The sequence below is a fragment of the Streptomyces sp. NPDC060035 genome, assembly GCF_042736635.1.
Classification (GTDB): domain Bacteria; phylum Actinomycetota; class Actinomycetes; order Streptomycetales; family Streptomycetaceae; genus Streptomyces.
In genome coordinates, this window is the sequence record NZ_JBHWVO010000020.1 from 113099 (window position 1) to 129471 (window position 16373).

Sequence of the window (16373 nt, forward strand, 5' to 3'; positions counted from 1 at the left end):
CTCTCCACGGAACTGAGCCTGCGGAGCAGGGTGGAGGGTTGTCCCGGCCTCCGCTCAGCCGCCCTCACGAGGCGCTGTCACACTCGTTCACTCACGGGCGACGCCGATGCACGTCAATGACGGCGTGCCCGGTTCGGGCCTCGCAGGAATCCGGTGCGTCCGGACCCACGGTGCACAGCTGGAGCACATGCCCTCCGATGAGGGGCGGCTCGGCCGACACGGGGACCGGCAACCCACGCGCCGTCTGTTCCCGGCGCCATCGCGACCGGTCGGCCGGCGAAGTGGCGCCCACGCCGATGACCGCGCCCATAACGGTGCCGACGATCGTCCCCCAGTCCATGGCCCGGAGGGCAGGGGCTGCTGTCGTGGAACGACAGGCCGCCAAGTCCCGTTGCCAAGTGGCTGTTGAGCAGTGAGCCCTTCCCGGGCCGGGAAGGGCCCACTCACGAACCGCTGTGGCACCCGTCGCCCGCCCCCGTGGAACGCCGGGTCGGGTGACGGGTTCCGGATGTCAGAGCGACGTCATGACGTGCTTGATCCGGGTGTAGTCCTCGAAGCCGTACGCGGAGAGGTCCTTGCCGTAGCCGGACTTCTTGAATCCGCCGTGCGGCATCTCGGCGACGAGTGCCATGTGGGTGTTGATCCAGACACAGCCGAAGTCGAGGTTCTTCGACATCCGCATGGCCCGCGCATGGTCCTTGGTCCACACCGAGGAGGCCAGCGCGTAGTCGACGCCGTTGGCGTACTGCAGCGCCTGGGCCTCGTCCGTGAACGACTGGACGGTCATGACCGGGCCGAAGACCTCGTGCTGGATGATCTCGTCGTCCTGCTCGAGGCCGGAGACGACGGTCGGGGCGTAGAAGTAGCCCTTGTCGCCGACCCGGTGGCCGCCCGCCTCGACCTTGGCGTGCGCGGGGAGCCGCTCGATGAAGCCACTGACCTGCGCCAGCTGGCCCGCGTTGTTGAGCGGGCCGAACAGCACGTCCGCGTCGTCCGGCAGACCGGTCTTCGTGTCGGCCGCCGCCTTGGCGAGGGCGGCGACGAACTCGTCGTGGACCGACTCGTGGACCAGGATGCGGGTCGCGGCCGTGCAGTCCTGGCCGGCGTTGAAGAAGCCGCCGACCACCAGGTCCTCGACCGCCTTCGCCAGGTCGGCGTCCTCGAAGATCACTGCCGGGGCCTTGCCGCCGAGCTCCAGGTGGACCCGCTTGACGTCCTTGGCCGCGCTCTGGGCGACCTGGATGCCCGCGCGTACCGACCCGGTGATGGAGGCCATCGCAGGGGTCGGGTGCTCCACCATCAGGCGGCCGGTCTCACGGTCGCCGCAGACCACGTTGAAGATTCCGCGCGGCAGCTCCAGTTCCTCCAGGACACCGCCGATGATCTCGGCGATCAGCACCGTGGAGGCCGGCGTGGTGTCCGAGGGCTTGAGGACCACCGCGTTGCCCGCCGCGAGCGCCGGGGCGAACTTCCACACCGCCATCAGCAGGGGGTAGTTCCACGGCGCGACCTGTGCACAGACACCGACCGGCTCGCGGCGGATGATGGAGGTCAGCCCTTCCATGTACTCACCGGCCGAGCGACCCTCCAGCAGCCGCGCCGCGCCCGCGAAGAAGCGGACCTGGTCGATGGCGGGGGCGAGTTCCTCGCTGCGGGTGAGGTGGAGCGGCTTGCCGGTGTCCCGGCTCTCCGCGGCGACCAGCTCGTCGGCCCGTGCCTCCATCGCGTCGGCGATCTTCAGCAGCGCGCGCTGCCGCACGGACGGTGTGGTGTCACGCCAGATGGGGAACGCCGCGGCTGCAGCCGCCATCGCCGCGTCGACGTCTGCCGCCCCAGAGAGCGGTGAGGTCGCGTAGAGGTCACCGGTGGTGGGGTCCACCACATCGAGCGTGCGACCGTCCGAGGCATCGGCGGGTGCACCGTCGATGTAGTTGCGGAACGTGGTGCTCATGGAACGTCTCTCCTGCTCAGGCGGCGGTACGGGCGGACAGGTGCTCATGGACGGCGGTCCAGCCGCCGACGTCGGCGCGGACGAAGACGATGGTCTCCCGCTCCTGGACCGTCTCCTCACCGGCCTCGGTGGCGACCCGGGTCTCCACGTCGTGGCTGAAGACTGCCGTGTCGCCGAAGTGCTGGATCAGCTGTGCGGACGAGGTGCAGCCGAGGATGCGGAAGCCGTCCTGCTCCACCCACTGCTGCCAGAGCGCGCGGTACTCGGCCGTGGAGCCGAGCCGCTCCGGGGTGGTGTGGAAGACGAAGGTCGCGTCCGGGGCGAAGGCGCCGAAGTAGTCGTCGAGGCGGCCCTCGGCGAAGGCGGCGACGAGCGCGTCCGCGGCGGCCCGGATTTCCTGGACGGGGGTGGTGCTCATGCACAGCTCCTGGTCACGGGCGTTCGGGCGGGCTGGGCCGGAACGCCCGGCGTTCGGTTACGGGGGTGACGGCGAGGGTTCAGTGGACCGCGGCGGGCTCGGCGACGGTCTCCTCGGGGCTGCCGGTGATCGGCGGCACCGAGGCGTCCGATGCCCGGACGAAGCGGGGTCCTGCAGGTCCGTACACGGCGCGCGGCTCGGGGAACACGGCAAGCAGGGCGAGGTAGAGCACGGTCGCGAGGACGAGGCCGACCGGCAGCGAGATGTCCGTGCCGTTGGCGAGGTCGCCGAGCGGGCCGACGAACTGGCCGGGCAGGTTGGTGAAGAGGAGCGCCACGACGGCGGAGATGAGCCAGGTGGACATGCCGCGCCAGTTCCAGCCGTTCGTGAACCAGTAGCGGCCGCCATGCTGGCGGCGGTTGAAGACCTGCAGCGCCTCGGCGTCGTACCAGCCGCGCCGGGTGACGTATCCGAGCGCCATGACGATCATCCACGGTGCGGTGCAGGTGATGATCAGCGTGGCGAAGGTGGAGATGGACTGCGCGAGGTTGAGCGCGAAGCGGCCGACGAAGATGAACGCGATGGACAGGGCGCCGATGAAGAAGGTGGCCTGGACGCGGCTGAAGCGCGTGAAGACGCTGGAGAAATCGAGACCCGTGCCGTACAGGGCCGTCGTGCCCGTGGAGAGGCCGCCGATCAGGGCGATCAGGCAGAGCGGCAGGAAGTACCAGCCGGGTGAGATCGCGAGCAGCCCGCCCACGTAGTTCGGGGCGGCCGGGTCGACGTACTTCGCGGCCTTCGACGCGATGATCGACGCGGTGGCCAGGCCGAAGAGGAAGGGCAGCAGGGTGGCGATCTGGGCGATGAACGCGGCCCCCATCACCCGGCGGCGCGGGGCCCCGGCCGGGATGTAGCGGGACCAGTCACCGAGGAACGCGCCGAAGGAGACCGGGTTGGAGAGCACGATCAGCGCGGCGCCGATGAACGACGGCCAGAACAGCGGGTCGGCGGTGGAGGCGAAGGCTCCCGCGTAGCCGGGGTCGAAGTCGCCCGCGAAGGCGAAGGCACCGAGCACGAAGAGGGCCGACGCCGCCAGCACCGCGATCTTGTTGACCAGCAGCATGAACCGGAAACCGTAGATGCAGACGACCAGTACGAGCCCGGCGAAGATCGCGTACGCGATGCCGTAGGTGACGTCCGACTCGGGGAGGTCGACGAGCCGGTGCGCGCCGCCGACGAGCGCGTCCCCCGAGGACCACACCGAGATCGAGAAGAACGCGATGGCGGTGAGCAGGGAGAGGAACGAGCCGACGACCCGGCCGTGCACGCCCAGGTGCGCGGAGGAGGAGACGGCGTTGTTCGTGCCGTTGGCGGGGCCGAACAGTGCCATCGGGGCCAGCAGCAGCGCACCCGCGACGAGGCCGAGGACGGTCGCCGCGAGACCCTGCCAGAAGGAGAGGCCGAAGAGGATCGGGAAGGCGCCCAGCACACAGGTCGCGAAGGTGTTGGCGCCGCCGAAGGCGAGCCGGAACAGATCGATCGGACGGGCCGTGCGGTCCGCGTCCGGGATCCGCTCGACACCATAGGTCTCGATTTCGGTGATCGAGGTCGTCACAGGGCTCCACCTTCCGTTCATGCATGGGGACGGTCTCACAGTGTGTGGCCCCTGCATAACCAGCGACAATTGTGCCAATCACGGAGCAGTACGCTGTCTTCTGTGGCCAGCAACAAACTTACCGTCGAGGATCTGCTCTCCTTCCCGGCACTCCAGCTCTCTGTAAAGGCCGGCGGTGACGGTATGGGCCGGTCCGTGTCCTGGGCGCACGCCATCGAGCTCGCCGATCCGACGCCCTGGCTCCTGGGCGCCGAGGTGATCATGACGACGGGCCTGGCGGTCCCTCGCACCCCGGCCGGACAGCGCGCCTATCTGGAGCGGCTGGACGATGCCGGGGTATCCGCTCTCGCGCTCTCCGCGCAGCTGCACATGCCCCCGCTCCACGACGCGTTCTTCCGGGCGGCCGAGGAGCGGGGCTTCCCGGTCCTCGAAGTGCCGCTCTCCGTCCCGTTCATCGCTGTCGCCCAGGAGGTCGCGGCCTCGGTCCAGGAAGACGCCAGGCACCGGCTGGGCGCGCAGCTCCAGGTCTTCGGCTCGCTGCGCTGGCTGGTCGCCGAGGACCTCGACACACCGACACTTCTGCGCCGCCTCGAACGCCTGTCGGGTTACGACGTCTATCTCTGCACCCCGCAGGGCCGCCCGCTCCTGCCCGGTGTTCCCACGCCGGATCCCGGTGTCCTGCCCGCCTCCGTCGACGCTCCACCGACGGTACCCGGCGGATTCGTCCTCCCCGTTCCCGCGCCGGGCGGCCCGGCGGGCTTTCTGGTCGCGTACGAGCGTCAGGGCGCCCAGCCCGCAGGACTCGCCGTCGTCCAGCACATCGCCACCGTGGCGGCGCTGCGGCTGGCGATGGTGCGCAACGAGCGCGAGACACTGCGCCGCGAGGGCGCGGAGACGCTGGCCGAGCTGTTGCAGGAGGTGCTCGACCCGGATGCGGCGCGCCGCCGGCTCGCCCGGCACGCGATCGAGGGTGACACCGTGCTCCTCGTGGTGCGCCGCACCACCGACGAGGCACTGCTGCGCTGTCTGGAGGACCATCCCCATCTGCTGCTCACCCGGGGCGAGGACCGCTACGTGCTGGGGGCACCGGAGCTGGCGGTCGCCGTCGGTGAGCTGCCTGCCGTGGCAGCCGGGATGAGCCGCCCCTTCCTGCCGGGCGCCGCACTGAAGGTCGCCCAGCGCGAGGCCCTCTGGGCGGTCTCCAAGGCCGTGGAGTCGGGCCGCCCCGTCGTCCGGTACGGCGACGACGCGACGGGCCGATGGCTGCCCGACGACCCCGCCGTCCTGACCGCACTGGTCGAGCACGTGCTCGGCGAGGTCCTGCGCTACGACGAGGCGCACGACTCGCAGTTGCTGGTCTCCGCCCGCACCTGGATGGAGCGCGACCGCCGTACCGAGACGGCCGCGGCGGCGCTCCACATCCACCCGAACACCCTCGCCTACCGGCTGCGTCGCTTCGGCACACTCGCCGACCGTGATCTGACATCGACGGGGGCCCTGGCCGAGGTCTGGCTGGCCATCCAGGCAGCGGGAGCGCTGGGACTCACCGACTGAGTGGGCTCGCCGCAGGCCGCGAGCAGGGCGCAGCCCGCCGGGCGGTCATGCCGTGGCCTCCCACTCGGCGACCCGGGCGAGGAGTTCGGCCCTGCCGATGGAGTCGGCCCGCGTCGCCGGAACGGTACAGGCGTGGGCTCCGGCGACCGCGCCGTAGAGGCCGCACCTCCGGGTCGGCTCGCCGGTCAGCCGGCCGAGGAGAAAACCGGCCGCGAAGGCGTCGCCGGCACCGTTGGAGTCCACCACGGGCCCGGGGGGTGTGACGGCTGGAATGTGGCTCAGCTCACCGTCGGCCAGCAGGTACGCACCCTCGGCCCCGGCCGTCGCCACGACCACGTCGGCCCGGCCGCGCCCGGCGATCCGACGCATGGTCCCTTCCGTGTCCGCCAGGGCGGTCGTGGACAGGAAGACGATGTCCGCCTCGTAGGCGAAGGGCTCGTGATAGGCGTTGACACCGTCCCAGTTGTGCAGGTCGGTCGAGATGGTCACGCCGGACTCCCTCAGCTCGGGGAGAGCGAAGGCGCAGGGGTACGTGATGGAGACATGGGCGTGGCGGCTCGTCGCGGCCAGGGCCCGGACCGTGGCCGACGGCAGCCGGTCCTCCTCGCGCGAGCGACTGTCGTCGTACAAGGACAGCCGCCGTCCGTCGGGACCGACGAGATTGACCGCCCGCTTCGTGCCGCCGGGCAGGGGAATCCCGGTCAGCGCGATGCCCCGTTCGCTGTGCAGTCCGCGGACCAGGTCACCCGCGTAATCGTCGCCGATCATGTCGAGGTGATGGGTCCGCAGGCCGAGCGCGCTCACGCCCAGAGCGACGAAGTCCCCGGTCTGCCCCGCCCGTGTTTCGATCCCGGGCCGCACCATGTAGCTGTCGGCGTAGGGCAGCGGCAACTCGGGGACGTACACGATCGTGTCCACACCTGCGCCTCCCAGGACGAGCACGTCGGTCTCGGTGGTCATGGCGTTCCTCTCGAACCTGGGGCAGGGCGAGGGTGAGGAGGCGTCGGCGCACTCGCCGGCAACCGGACGCACCGTCAACCGTGGTGAGTACCAGGTGAGTCAAGCAGGCCTTGACGACCCCGAGCAAGAACGTGCAGAAAATTTCCGCAACTTGTTGCGAACGCATCGAGTGACACGCATGTCCCGACCGGCCGACGGGCGATCAGCCGGTCCGGTCAGGCCCGGTCCGCTCGGATCATGTCCGCACACTTCTCCCCGATCATCATCGTCGTGATGCAGGGGTTGACGGCAGGCAGGAACGGCATCACGGACGCGTCGGCCACCCGTAGACCTCGCACGCCCTTCACACGCAGCCGCGGATCGAGGACGGCCTCCGGGTCGTCGACGGCACCCATCCGTACCGTGCCGGCCGGATGGTAGACCGTGTTGTGGGTCTGGCGGATGTAGTCGAGCAACTCCTCGTCGGTCCCGGCATCGACCCCCGGCGCCAGTTCGCGTCCGGCCCAGGAAGCCATCGGCGCCCGGGAGACGATGTCCCGGGCGAGCCGCAGCCCGTAGGTCATCACCCGTACGTCGTGCTCGTCGGTGAAGTAGCGCGGGTCGACCCGCGGCTTGTCACGGAAGTCACGGGTGCGCAGCCGGACAGTGCCCATGGAACGGGCACGGGTGACGTTCGGAGTGAGGCAGAAGGCGTTCTCGGAGGTCGGGTACCCACGCCGGTAGGTGTTCATGTCGAAGGGCACGGACCCGTAGTGGAACATCAGGTCCGGGCGGTCGAGTCCGGATGCGGTGTCGGCGAAGATGCCGATCTCCCACCACTGGGTGGACGTCGTGACCATGGGCTGCCGCGCCTCCCACATGATCACGCCCTCGGGGTGGTCCTGAAGGTGGGCGCCGACCGCCGGTGAGTCGACGCGGACCTCCACACCGGTCTCGCGCAGATGCTCCGCCGGGCCGATCCCGGACAGCATCAGCAGCTTCGGCGCGTCGATGGAGCCGCAGGACACGACGACTTCGCGTCGAGCGCCGACGGTCCGCGTATGGATGAGGTCGGGTGCCAGGTATTCGACGCCTGTACACCGCTGGTCGGTGTCGAGAACCAGGCGCTTGGCCTGCACCCCTGTGCGTACGTCGAGGTTGGGACGCCGGCCGAGAATCGGGTGCAGATAGGAGACCGAGGCGGACGAACGCGTCCCGTCGGGACGGGCGTTGATCTGGAACCAGTGCGCCCCGCGGATGACCGTCGTTCCGGTGTTGAACGGCGTGGTGGGAATGCCGGCCGCGGCACAGGCCTCCAGCAGGGCCGCTCCGCACGGGTCGTTCGGCAGGATCGTGCGGATGGTCACCGGGCCGCTGCGCCCGTGGTGGCCGCCGGGCGCGTCGTTGGTCTCCAGCCGTTGGTAGAGCGGGAAGCAGTCCGCAGCGCTCCAGCCCGTGCACCCCAGGGCGCCCCATTCGTCGAGGTCCTCGGCCGGCGCCCAGAAGGCGATGCAGGAGTTGTGGGAGGAGCAGCCGCCGAGGACTTTGGCGCGAGCATGCCGCATGAAACTGTTGCCGTTGTCCTGCGGCTCCACCGGGTAGTCCCAGTCGTAGCCGGATTCCAGCAGCCCCATCCAGCGGTCGAGCCGCAGGATGTTGTCGTCACCGACGTCGGAGGGCCCGGCCTCCAGGACGCAGACGGTGACGGACGGGTCCTCGGACAGCCGGGCGGCGACGACCGCGCCGGCCGTACCCCCGCCGACCACCACGTAGTCGAAGTCGTCCTGCGGTTGGCTCTCAGCCGGCATGTGCATCTCCAGGGTTCATGGTGTGCGGGGCGGCCGGCCATGCGGTGGTGCGGGCGCCGTCGGGTGGTCGTGCACCTCGGTGCGGTGGCTCTCCAGAACGCCGGTTTTGTGACGCTGAACGAACCAGTAGTAGGCGAAGCCGCCGAGCCCGACGATGCCGATGAAAACGAACGCGCCCCAGCGCAGATACCAGTGCTGCGCCCCCGTCGCGTTGTAGACCTCGGCGCGCGGCCAGGCGAGGTTGAGCGACATGGCCGCTCCCCACAGGACGGCAACGATGTTGATCGGCAGCCCGAACCTGCCGAGCGAGAAGTTGCCTGCGACGGGCTTCCAGGTGCCTCGTAGCCGGCGGATCAGCATGGGGGTCGTGACCATCAGATAGGCCAGATAGATCATGATGATCGCGATGCTCGTGATCACCGAGAAGATCTGCGGCTGGTTGACGTTGATCACCAGGATGACGACGCCCACCACACCGATCACGACGGCGGGCACCACAGGGGTCTGGAAGCGGGGGCTGACCCGGGCCAGAACCGAGCCCGCAGGAAGGTTGTTGTCGCGCGCCATGGCGAACATCAGCCGGATACCGGCGGCCTGCACAGCCAGCACGCAGACCGTGATCGCGATGACCACGCACCACAGGAAGATCTCACCCACGGTCGAACCCAGCGTCTCCAGCACCACGTACTGCAGGCCGCCCGTCGACAGCTCCTTCGCGGCCAGATCCGGCACCGCCAGCAGCGCGAAGAGCAGGATCAGTCCGCCGATGATGAACGACGCGATGAGCGCACGCAGGATGGCACGGGGCGCGTTGTGGCTCGGGTTGTGCGACTCCTCTCCGAGCGACGACGCCGTGTCGAAGCCGTACATGACGTACGCGGACGCGAGCGAAGCGGTGAGGAACGCGCCGAAGTAGCCGAGGGTCTGTCCCTCGCCGAGACCGTACGTATCCGTCAGGGCGGTGCTGGGACCGCGGGTGATGTGCGCCGCCAGGAAGATGATCAGTCCGACCGCGGCGATCAGCTCGATGAACACACCCGCGGAGTTGATCCGGGCCATGAGCTGGACGCCGAAGGCGTTGACCAGCGTGGAGAAGAGGATCAGTACCGTGCCGAGGAGAACGGCGTTGGCCGCCGCGTCGTTCTTTCCCGTGCCGTCGCCCACGAACTGGAACCCGCTGTCGATCTGGGGCAGCGTGATCTGGTAGGCGAGCGCCACGGCGGAGAGCGTGACCATCGTGGCGGTCATCATCATCCAGCCGCCGAGCCAGCCGATGTGCGGACCGCCCATGCTCTTGGCCCAGTTGTAGACCGAGCCGGCCACCGGGTAGCGGGCGGCGAGCTCGCAGAAGCACAGGGCGACCATCAGCTGGCCGGCGAAGACCATGGGCCAGGACCACCAGTAGGCCGGGCCGCCGAAGCTCACGCCGAAGTAGAACAGCTGGAAGGTGCCGGTCAGGATCGAGATGTAGCTGATGCCCGCGGCGAAGGTGTGGAAGTTGCCCAGGGTTCGCTTGAGTTCGGGCTTGTAGCCGAGCTCGGTGAGCGAGTCGTCGTCGTGGGTGCCGTCGGCCCGGGTGCCGGGGGGCGGCGTGCTCGTCGCGCCGGGACCTGTCGGGTCCGGGCCTGTCGGGTTTGAATGACTCACTCGAACCACCTCTGCGGCCGGGCTGCGGTGTTGCGCCAGATGTGCTTGGCCTCCTGGTACTCCGCGAGACCGGCCGGACCCAGCTCGCGGCCCACACCGGACTGCTTCATTCCGCCCCACTCGGCCTGCGGCACATACGGATGGAAGTCGTTGATCCATACGGTGCCGGCGCGCAGCCCGGCGGCCACCCTGTGAGCGCATTCGGCGTCCTGCGTCCAGACGGCCCCGGCCAGGCCGTAGACGGTGTCGTTGGCCAGGGCGACGGCCTCGGACTCGTCCCGGAACCGCTCGACGGTCAGGACCGGGCCGAACGACTCGTCACGTACAACGGTCATGTTCGGCGTGCACTCGTCGAGCACGGTCGGCAGGTAGTAGAAGCCGCTCTGCAGCGACGGGTCTGCGGGGCGGACGCCACCGCAGCGCAGTACCGCGCCCTCCGCCAGCCCTGCGGCCACGTACGCCTCGACCTTGTCGCGATGCGCGGCCGAGATCAACGGCCCGCTGCGGGCGTCCTCGTCGAACGGTCCGCCGAGCCGGATGCCCCTGGCGCGTCGTACCAGCTCGTCGACGAACGCATCGTGCAGTTCGTCCTGTACGAGCAGCCGCGCACCGGCCGAGCAGACCTGCCCGGCGTGCAGGAACACCGCCATCAACGCGTAGTCGACCGCGGTGTCGAACTCGGCGTCGGCGAACACGATATTGGGATTCTTGCCGCCCAGTTCGAGCGCGATCTTCTTCACGGTGGGTGCGGCCGCCGCCATGATGAGCCGCCCGGTGGCCAGGCCGCCGGTGAAGGAGACCATGTCCACGCGCGCGTCCGCGCTCAGCGGCGCGCCCGCGGTGGCCCCGGCCCCGAGCACCAGATTCGCCACGCCTGACGGCAGTCCGGCCTCGGTGAGCGCTTTCATCAGAAGAATCGCGGTGTGCGGCGTCAGCTCACTGGGCTTGAGGACGAAGGTGTTGCCCGCGGCGAGTGCGGGTGCCACCTTCCAGGCCGTCTGCAGCAACGGATAGTTCCACGGTGTGATCAGCGAGCAGACGCCTACCGGTTCGTGCACCACTCTGCTGTCGATCCCACGATCACCCGTGTCGACGACACGGTCGGTGCCGCCGGAGGCGGCCAGGTTTCCGAAGTAGCGGAAGCAGTTCGCGATGTCGTCCATGTCGTACTCGCTCTCCACGAGCCGCTTCCCGGTGTCCAGGGTCTCGGCTCTGGCGAACGTGTCCTTGTCCCGTTCCACCAGGTCGGCGACGCGCAGCAGCAGCCGGCCGCGCTCGGCGGCCGGCGTGCGCGGCCACGGCCCCCGATCGAAAGCCTCGCGCGCCGCGGCCACCGCCGCGGCGGCGTCCTGCGGCCCCGCCTCGTCGACGGTGGCGACCAGGGCGCCGTCCGCGGGGCAGTGGATCTCACGCGTTCCGCCCTCGATCGCAGCGCTCCATCGGCCACCGATGAAAAGTTCAGGCATGGCGTCCCTCCGGCCCGCACGAGGAAGGGGAAGCAGGTGTAGCCGACCGTGCTGAGCTCGACACCCAAAGTAAGCGCACGTCGGCACAATCGCGCGGCGAGCAACGCCGTACCGCCCGGGCCATCACCGCGCTTGCCCACCCCGCCACCCGTCGCTCCGCCGTTGCGGCGCCGATTCCTCGCGGCCGGACATCCGGGCCAGGTTCCGCCCCGGCTCGTCCTGATCGATGATGAGGGGCCGGGCTGCCGTCCTCGGTACGGCGCCGGCTGTCCCAGGAAGGGGTTCCGCGTGCGGGAAACGACGCCAGACCAGTCGGACCATCGCGCCGTCCACGGCCCGGACGAAGAAGCCGAGGTGATCGTGGTGGGGGCGGGGCCCGCGGGCTCGTCCGCAGCCTTCCACCTCGCCAAGGCAGGCGTGGATGTCCTGCTTCTGGAGAAAGCCCACTTTCCTCGGGAGAAGGTGTGCGGAGACGGCTTGACCCCGCGAGCGGTCCACCAGCTCATCCGGATGGGCGTCGACATCAAGGCTCCGGGGTGGACGCGTTCTCGCGGTATGCGATGGGTGGCCGGGGACCATCGGGTGCACATCGACTGGCCCGCCCTGGGGCGCTACCCGGACTTCGGACTCTCGCGCAGCCGTCATGACTTCGACGACATCCTGGCCCGCCATGCCGTTGCTGCCGGCGCGAGGTTGCGCAACGGGGTGAAGGTGACCCAGCCCGTGACCGACCGCGCCGGCCGCATCACCGGTGTCACCGCCACGACCGGGGCCGAGCAGCCGGTGGTCTTCCGCGCACCGATCGTCATCGCGGCCGACGGCGCCTCCGCCCGCCTCGCCCTCGGTATGGGCCTGCAGCGGGACGGAAGCAGGCAGATCGCGACAGCTGCCCGCCGCTACTACCGCAGCCCCGAACGATCTCAGGAGGAGTACCTGGAGTTGTGGGCCGATCTCCGCTTCCCGGGGAGCCGTCACTACCTGCCGGGGTACGGCTGGATCTTTCCGATGGGCGACGGCCGCGTCAATGTCGGACTCGGTGCTCTGCCCCACCGACGGCACGGAACCGCGGACCTGCGGACCACGCTGGACCAATGGCTGGCCCGCACTCCCCACTCCTGGGGGCTGCGTGAGGAGAACGCCGAGGGCCCTGTCCGCAGCGCGGCGCTGCCTCTGGGCTTCAACCGCCACCCCCTGTACACCCGCGGTCTCCTCCTGGTCGGCGACTCCGGAGGCATGATCAGTCCCTGGAACGGGGAGGGCATCGGCCAGGCCATGGAAGCCGGCGAAGTCGCAGCCGAGAGCGCCGCGCTCGCGCTCGCCCGGCCCCCGGGCCCTGGGCGGGAGCGAGTGCTGCACGGCTACCCGGTCGAGATGAACCACCGCTGGGGGCGCTACTACCGTCTCGGCAACGCGGCCGCCGACGTCGTCTTCAGCCGTTCGGGCTTCCAGCCGATCCTCAACCGCTACGTCATGGGATCGCCGTTTCTGCTCAACACCCTGGCCAGACTGCTCACCAACCTCACGGACAAGCCCTCGCACGACGTGATCGACCATGTGCTCAACACCGTCGTCCGTCTGGTCCCGGCGCCGAAAGTGCGCAGGCGCTGACCTCGTGCTCCGGGCGGCTGACGACGATCGGTTGCGGCCGACCGGGCGGGGTCGGCGCACGGCTGCGAGCAGACGGAGCGCAGGGCGTGCGTCAGCGCCGTCGTGCGGATGCGGTCGAGGTGCCGGTCACGCTGTACGTGCGCCTCGGCGGCCGTCAGTGTGCCGCCGCAGGAAGGAGCCGCGCGTGCTGCCACGGAGCCGGCGATCGCGCGGACCAGGTCGACGTTGACGCGGTTGATCTCCTCGCGCACCTCTGCGAGGTCCGGGCGGCCTGTCGGTGCGCCGGAGGGGTTCGCGTCCCAACTGCGGTGCAGAGCGCGCTGCACGAGCTTGTTCGCCTCGATCTGATCCCGGAAGATCCGTACCGTCGCACCGGGATCGGCTCCCGCTTCGCGGGCCTGCCGCGCCGCCGTGCCGAGGACCTGCTTCTCGCGGACGGGGTCGTCGACGGGGCTGCCCGTCCCCCACTTTGCGGCGGCGACGAGCTCGGCCGTGGCGAGGCGCCGGGCCGAGTGGTCGGCGAGCGGGCGGAGCCGGGCGTGGGCGTCCCCACCGTGGCGCGCACCGGCTGCAGGAGCGGCCGCGGCCGGGCCGAGGCAGACGGTGGCCGTGATCGCCCCGACGAACAGTAAGCACCTTGCATACGCGGCCGGTTGCATGGGCGGATCGTACGGTCCGATGCCGGCCCGCCCGACGTCACACGCCGGGCGGGCCGGGCTCGGCGCGGAGGCGAACAACCCCACGGCCTGCGGTCGGGGGCGGTGCCCCGGCGGTCAGCCGTTGGGCAGGATGACCGCGCGGCCGCTGATCCTGCCGGCGTGCAACCGCTCGTAGGCGAGCGGGGCTTCGTCGATGGAGTACGTCTCGACATGGACGTCGACCGAGCCGGCGTGGGCGAGCTCGATCACCTCGGCGAGTTCCTTGCGGGAGCCCCAGTACGGTGCCGTGACCGAGGTGGAGAACGGCAGGACTCCGAAACCGACGGGCAGCACGCCGCCGCCGATGCCGACGATGGTGATGTCGCTGTCGATGGACGCGACCGCACCGGCCGTCTTCACGGTCGGCCCGGCGCCCACGAAGTCGAGCACGACCTGGGCACCGATCCCGCCGGTCAGCTCACGGACCCTGGCTGCCGCGTTCTCGTCGGAGAGCACGGTCTCGTGGGCACCGACGGCGCGGGCAAGGGCGAGCTTCTCCTCGGTGACGTCGAGTGCGATCACGCGGACGGCGGTCATGGCGCGGAGCAGTTGGACGGCGACGTGGCCGAGGCCCCCGGTGCCGATGACCACGGCGGTGGCACCGGGCAGCAGCTTCGGCAGCGAGCGCTTGATCGCGTGGTACGGAGTGAGACCGGCGTCGGTCAGCGAAACCGTCCTGGCCGGGTCCAGGTCGCCGATCGGCACCAGGTGGCGCGCGTCGTCGACGATCATGTACTCGGCCATGGCACCCGGGGTGCCGAGTCCGGGCGGGTTGATGCCCAGGTCCGCGGCGCGCAGGCAGTAGTTCTCCCTGCCCTCCGCGCAGTTCACACAGGTGCCGCAGCCCCAGGGGCCGTAGACGGCGACGGAGTCACCGACCGAGACGCCCCGGGCGCCCTCACCGAGTGCCGCGACAGTGCCGACGCCCTCGTGGCCGAGCGTGAGCGGCAGGTCGTAGGGCAGCTCGTCGGCGGTCCAGCTCATCACGGCGATGTCCGAGTGGCAGACTCCGGCGGCGGTGACCTTCAGCAGGATCTGCCCGGGCCCCGGTACGGGCTCGGGAATCTCGACGACCTCGGGCGGGGCGCCGACGGTGCGGTACTGGACGGCCTTCATGGTTCTCCTTCGTGGTCCGTATGACCTTTCTGACCCCCCTGGCCCCCGTACGCCACCCGGGGCTCAGGAAGCGGAGTAGCCGCCGTCGACGAGGTGGTAGCTGCCGTGGATGAAGGACGCCCGGTCGGAGAGCAGGAAGGCTGCGAGCTCGGCGACCTCCTCCGAGGTGCCGAGGCGGCCTGCCGGGTGGAGGGAGACCAGGTGGTCGCGGGCCGGGCCGTCCGTGTTGCGGAGCAGCGGGGTGTCGATGAAACCGGGGCCGACCGCGTTGATACGGACGTTCTGTGCGGCGTACTCGAGCGCGGCTGTCTTGGTGAGGCCGACGACACCGTGCTTGGCGGCGACGTACGCCGGGGAGTTCGCGAAGCCGTTGGTACCGAGGATCGACGAGATGTTGACGATGGCTCCGCCGCCCGCGGCGAGGATGGCCGGGAGTTCGTGGCGCATCGAGTAGAAGACGCCGCTGAGGTTGGTGGCGACGACCTTGTCCCAGTCGTCGATGCCGTACTCGCCGGTGGTCCGGGCGGGGCCGCCGATACCGGCGTTGTTGACGGCGAGGTGCAGGGCGCCGAACGTGTCGACGGCGAACCGCACGCCTGCCTCGACGGAGGCGGGGTCGGTGACGTCCAGGGCGACCGCTGCGGCGCGGGCGCCGGTGGCCTCCAGCTCGGCGGCCGCCGTGCGGGCGCTGTCCTCGTTGTGGTCGGCGACGACGACGGTCGCGCCGCCCGCGGCCAGCCGCCGGGAGAGGGCCAGGCCGATGCCGGAGGCGCCGCCGGTGACGAGGGCGACCTTGCCGGTGAACTCCGCGTCGTAGGCGGTGGGGAGGTTGGTGCTCATGATGTGCTTCCTTGCGTGGTGCTGTGCGGCGCCGATCCGTCCTGCCGGGATTCCAGCAGGTCCGCGGAGAGGGCGTCGAAGGCGTGTACGACGAACTCGGGCAGGGCGGCCGGCCGGCCACCGCGTACCCATGCCGCCTGGGCTGCGAGCAGCGCACCGGCGCCTGCGGCGACGGCCACGGCGGGACGGAGGTCCTGCAGCGGGTCGGCGCCGAGCCGCTGCGCGAGGATCGCTACCGACTCCTCCTGGGCGTCCACACGGATGTGGTGGAACGCCGCGTACAGAGTGGGTTCCTCCTCGGCCATGACCAGCAGGTCGAAGATGCGCGGCCGGAGGTGCCAGGGCTCGGCGCCGGAGTCGTCGAGCCAGTCGAGAACGGCTCGGCGGTAGGCGGTGAGCGGTGGCTCGTCCGCGGGCCGCGCGCGGAGCGCCCGGTTGATCCTGTCGCCGTCGCCCCGTACCGCATCGAGGACGGCGGCCTCCTTGTTCGGGAAGTGGCGGCTGAAAGTGCGCCGGTCGACGTCGGCCGCCTGCGCGATCTCCTCGACCGTCACGTTGTGCAGCCCTCGGTCGAGCACCAGCTCGAACGCGGCCTGCGCCAGCGCGTCCCGGGTCCTGCGAGCCTTGCGGCTGCGCCGCTCGGGACCGTTCCCTGCCGAATTCATAGATGCATCGTACACCTGAAAGTGTCCCAATGGGACATCTGTCGCACT

Annotated in this window: 12 protein-coding genes and 1 pseudogene; 2 read left to right on the forward strand and 11 right to left on the reverse strand. The window is 70.2% G+C overall.

Going from position 1 to position 16373, the window contains the following annotated elements; translation table 11 throughout:
• Positions 1 to 511: 511 nt before the first annotated feature.
• The 3 genes from ACFWBQ_RS27885 to ACFWBQ_RS27895 all read right to left on the reverse strand — a co-directional run bounded on the left by ACFWBQ_RS27885 (position 512) and on the right by ACFWBQ_RS27895 (position 4005).
• Positions 512 to 1951 (reverse strand): gamma-aminobutyraldehyde dehydrogenase, encoded by a 1440-nt coding sequence (locus ACFWBQ_RS27885; protein WP_385501059.1) that lies wholly within the window; start codon positions 1949 to 1951, stop codon positions 512 to 514.
• A gap of 16 nt (positions 1952 to 1967) precedes the next feature.
• Positions 1968 to 2369 (reverse strand): nuclear transport factor 2 family protein, encoded by a 402-nt coding sequence (locus ACFWBQ_RS27890; protein ID WP_385501061.1) that lies wholly within the window; start codon positions 2367 to 2369, stop codon positions 1968 to 1970.
• Positions 2370 to 2448: 79 nt separating this feature from the next.
• Positions 2449 to 4005 (reverse strand): purine-cytosine permease family protein, encoded by a 1557-nt coding sequence (locus ACFWBQ_RS27895; RefSeq protein ID WP_385501063.1) that lies wholly within the window; start codon positions 4003 to 4005, stop codon positions 2449 to 2451.
• Positions 4006 to 4086: 81 nt separating this feature from the next.
• Between ACFWBQ_RS27895 and ACFWBQ_RS27900 the strand changes: the two genes are divergently transcribed.
• Positions 4087 to 5538, forward strand: a complete 1452-nt coding sequence (locus ACFWBQ_RS27900; protein ID WP_385501064.1) for a PucR family transcriptional regulator — start codon at positions 4087 to 4089, stop codon at positions 5536 to 5538.
• Between the two features lie 45 nt (positions 5539 to 5583).
• Here the strand turns inward: ACFWBQ_RS27900 and ACFWBQ_RS27905 are convergent, their stop codons facing one another.
• The 4 genes from ACFWBQ_RS27905 to ACFWBQ_RS27920 form a co-directional block, all read right to left on the reverse strand.
• The gene (locus ACFWBQ_RS27905; protein WP_385501066.1) at positions 5584 to 6498 is read right to left on the reverse strand and encodes an adenosine kinase; all 915 of its coding nucleotides are present in this window, start codon (positions 6496 to 6498) and stop codon (positions 5584 to 5586) included.
• 215 nt (positions 6499 to 6713) lie between these two features.
• Entirely contained in the window at positions 6714 to 8285 is a 1572-nt protein-coding gene (locus ACFWBQ_RS27910; protein ID WP_385501067.1) for a GMC family oxidoreductase, read from the reverse strand.
• A gap of 15 nt (positions 8286 to 8300) precedes the next feature.
• Entirely contained in the window at positions 8301 to 9932 is a 1632-nt protein-coding gene (locus ACFWBQ_RS27915) for an APC family permease (RefSeq protein WP_385501070.1), read from the reverse strand.
• On the reverse strand, positions 9929 to 11398 hold the full coding sequence (locus tag ACFWBQ_RS27920; protein WP_385501071.1) for an aldehyde dehydrogenase family protein: 1470 nt from the start codon (positions 11396 to 11398) through the stop codon (positions 9929 to 9931). Before ACFWBQ_RS27920 ends, ACFWBQ_RS27915 begins: the two co-directional genes overlap by 4 nt.
• A gap of 288 nt (positions 11399 to 11686) precedes the next feature.
• Here ACFWBQ_RS27920 and ACFWBQ_RS27925 point away from each other — a divergent pair, with 288 nt between their 5' ends.
• Entirely contained in the window at positions 11687 to 13006 is a 1320-nt protein-coding gene (locus ACFWBQ_RS27925) for a geranylgeranyl reductase family protein (protein WP_385501072.1), read from the forward strand.
• A 74-nt stretch (positions 13007 to 13080) separates the two neighbouring features.
• On the opposite strand, the pseudogene aroQ reads toward ACFWBQ_RS27925, so the two are convergent.
• The 4 genes and pseudogenes from aroQ to ACFWBQ_RS27945 all read right to left on the reverse strand — a co-directional run.
• Positions 13081 to 13665: pseudogene (gene aroQ / locus ACFWBQ_RS27930) on the reverse strand (gamma subclass chorismate mutase AroQ); the annotation flags it as partial.
• A gap of 114 nt (positions 13666 to 13779) precedes the next feature.
• On the reverse strand, positions 13780 to 14820 hold the full coding sequence (locus ACFWBQ_RS27935; protein ID WP_385501074.1) for an NAD(P)-dependent alcohol dehydrogenase: 1041 nt from the start codon (positions 14818 to 14820) through the stop codon (positions 13780 to 13782).
• Between the two features lie 63 nt (positions 14821 to 14883).
• Entirely contained in the window at positions 14884 to 15660 is a 777-nt protein-coding gene (locus ACFWBQ_RS27940) for an SDR family NAD(P)-dependent oxidoreductase (protein ID WP_385501076.1), read from the reverse strand.
• On the reverse strand, positions 15657 to 16325 hold the full coding sequence (locus tag ACFWBQ_RS27945; protein WP_385501079.1) for a TetR/AcrR family transcriptional regulator: 669 nt from the start codon (positions 16323 to 16325) through the stop codon (positions 15657 to 15659). The genes ACFWBQ_RS27940 and ACFWBQ_RS27945 overlap by 4 nt, the downstream gene beginning before the upstream one ends.
• Positions 16326 to 16373: the final 48 nt, after the last annotated feature.